At 65.7% G+C, this 2,801-nt stretch carries 2 protein-coding genes and 1 pseudogene; all 3 read right to left on the bottom strand.

What is annotated here, in order from left to right; genetic code table 11:
- A pseudogene (locus tag I6U14_RS10475) lies at positions 1–560 on the bottom strand (PrkA family serine protein kinase); the annotation flags it as partial.
- A 298-nt stretch (positions 561–858) separates the two neighbouring features.
- On the bottom strand, positions 859–2,208 hold the full coding sequence (locus I6U14_RS10470) for an APC family permease (protein WP_296899129.1): 1,350 nt from the start codon (positions 2,206–2,208) through the stop codon (positions 859–861).
- Positions 2,209–2,245: 37 nt separating this feature from the next.
- Entirely contained in the window at positions 2,246–2,497 is a 252-nt protein-coding gene (locus tag I6U14_RS10465) for a hypothetical protein (RefSeq protein ID WP_296899128.1), read from the bottom strand.
- Positions 2,498–2,801: the final 304 nt, after the last annotated feature.

Genomic DNA, 2,801 nt, shown 5'->3' with positions numbered 1-2,801 from the left:
ATGTCGCCGTTGTACTCCTGCAGGCGCTTCACCGCCCAAGGCGACATGATGGTGCGCAGGCAGCGGGACGGGATACCGTAATCCTCTTCCAGGATGGGGCCGTCCTCTTCCGGCGAGAACAAGCTGAGCGGCGACTCGAACACCGGAGAGCCCTTGATGGCATAGAACGGAACCCTTTCCATCAGCTCCTTCAGCTTCTCTGCCAGCGACGACTTGCCGCCGCCGACCGGGCCGAGCAGGTAGAGGATCTGTTTCTTCTCCTCCAGGCCTTGCGCGGCGTGCTTGAGGTAGGACACAAGCTGATCGATGGAATCCTCCATGCCGAAGAAGTCCGCAAACGCCGGGTAGCGCTTGATGACCTTGTTCTGGAAGATCCGACTCAGCCGCGGATCATTGTGGGTGTCTATAAGCTCGGGCTCGCCGATCGCCGCAAGCAGACGCTCCGCCGCACCGGCATAGGCCATCGGATCGGTCTTACACAGATCCAGATATTCCTGCAGGCTCATGTCCTCCTCGCGGGAGGACTCGTAGCGGGCCTGGTAGCGCTCGAAGATCGACATTCAGCACACCTCTTTAGGTTGTCTGTCCGGACGCGGGAGGCGAGTTGTTCCGGGCCGGCGTTAATGCATAGATTGCAACGCCAAGGTCGGAGTGCAAGCTCCGCGCCAAGCAAGGACTGCGGCCAGCTCCCCGCTGATGTGGGGCGGGTTGACTAGCAGCATGCCACTTTTCTGCGCTACGCGCGCGTTACCGCGCACCTGTTCAGTGCATACCGACCGGGAACGGCGTGGCGCGTGCGCGCTGCGTGGGGGAACTTTGCGCTTAGACAGATCGCCCCGCAAGGGTTCAAATCCCTGCTCAGGGTGGCCTTGTGCGCCGTCGGTCGGCGGCCGGCCCCGTGTTTGGACCTGTGCGGCGTCGCAGCCACCACCAGCAGGCGCCTAGCGCACAGAGCCCCACTACCACCGGTAATGGGTTGCTCCAGGTGACGACCAACAAGGTTGCCATGGTCAAGCAAAGGTAGACCAACGGCGGCCAGGGATACCAAGGGATACGGAATGGACGCGGCAGCTCCGGCTCCACACGCCGCAGCCGCATGGCGCCAACCACAGTCAGCAGGGACGAGAGCATAAGCGTGAAGCCTGCAAAAGCGAGTACCGCGCCGAAGGTACCGGTGAGAATCAGGCCGAGCGCCAGCGCCAGCGACACCAGCACTGCCCGAGTTGGTGCACCGCGGCGGTTGCGCGCACCGAAAACGCCCAACGCCGGCCGGTCTTCGGCCATAGCCTCAAACACCCGCGGCCCTGCCAGCAGCATGGCACTGATGGTGGATAGCAGGAGCAATGCCAGCATCACGCTGATCAGCCGCCCACCGGCCTCGCCAAACAGCCAGTGAGCCGAGAGCGCGCCCACTTCGACAGTGCCCGCAAGCGCCTCCACGGGCACGCTGCGCAGGAAGACCCAATTCAGGAGCAGATACAGCCCAGTCACCAGGGCGGTCCCCAGCAGCAGCGCCCGTGGCACCAGCCGCTGCGCGCGCCGCACCTCAGCGGTCACATAGGTGGCGGCGTTCCAGCCGGAGTAGGCATAGGACACATAGACGAGCGAGAGTGCGAAGGCCGGCGAGAACACCGCTCCCGGCGTGTCCGCGTTGGGCAATGGCGACAGGCTGCCTGGAGCCGCCGGCAACAACAGTCCCGCGGCGCAAAACAGGAGGATCGCCGCCACCTTGAGCAGCGTCATCACCACCTGAAAGCGCCTGCCGAGGCCGACGTCGAAGGCATGTAGCCCGGCGATCAGCACTACGGCCAGGGCTGCCGTCGGCGTGGGCGGCGCGGAGACAACAGTTGCGGCGTATTGGGCGAAGGCCATGGCGGCCAGCGCCACCGGAGCCGCAAAGCCGACAGTGGTCGAAATCCAGCCGGCGATGAGGCCGACGGCAGGGCCGAAGCTACGACTCAAGTAGACGTATTCGCCGCCGGAGCGCGGCAGCGCCGACGCCAATTCTGCATAGACCAGTGCGCCGCAGGCAGCCACCAGACCGCCGAGCAGCCACAGCAGCAGCAGGGCGGCTCCGTCCTGAACGCCCTCCGCCTGCAGACCGAGGGTGGTGAACACGCCGGTGCCGATCATGTTGGCCACCACCAGCAACATGGCGGCGCGCAGATCGAAGGTCTGGGCCGGATCGGCCGCCGGCGGCGCGCTCATGGGGCAGCAGGATCGGGTGCGGCTGGCGGCAAGCGCCTCATTCTGGGTCCAGCACGCTGAAGCAAAGGAGCGTCGCCACCAAGCCGAAGGTGAGCAGACAGCCGGTGCCGCCGCAGATGAGCAGCAGGCCGGCCGCAACGAGCCAGATGACGAGGCATGTGCTCTGGTTGGCCTTGTAGGCGCGCGTCGCCTTGCGCTCTTGAAACTCGCGGTAGTCGGCGCGCCCCGCGCAGAGCCAGTCCAGGAAACGGCGGGGCCAGTGGAGGGGCGAATGTCGCTGCGCAGCCATCGGCGGTGTAGCGCTCCAGCGTGCTCCGGCGGGCCGCCCGTGGACGATTCAGGACAGGCGTGCCCACCGCGGTGGCCATGTGGCGAAGCATGGTGACAACGCCGCCGGTGGGCAAGGGGGTATTCTCTCCAAATTCGCTGGCTCCCGATGCCGCCCAGGGCGGCGATGCCCGCCGCTGTGCGGCGGAGTCCTTGACCTGGTTGGCGCTGCGGTGCCATTGCCCCGCACCCGTGTGGGCGTTATCGTTCATGGGCTAAGGAGATGCTGATTTATTGGGCATCCTGCCCAAAAATCAGACGGAGCC

The organism is Thiohalocapsa sp. (assembly GCF_019695415.1).
Classification (GTDB): domain Bacteria; phylum Pseudomonadota; class Gammaproteobacteria; order Chromatiales; family Chromatiaceae; genus Thiohalocapsa.
Note: the sequence above shows the minus strand (reverse complement) of the source record. Positions and strands in the feature narration are given on the sequence as shown.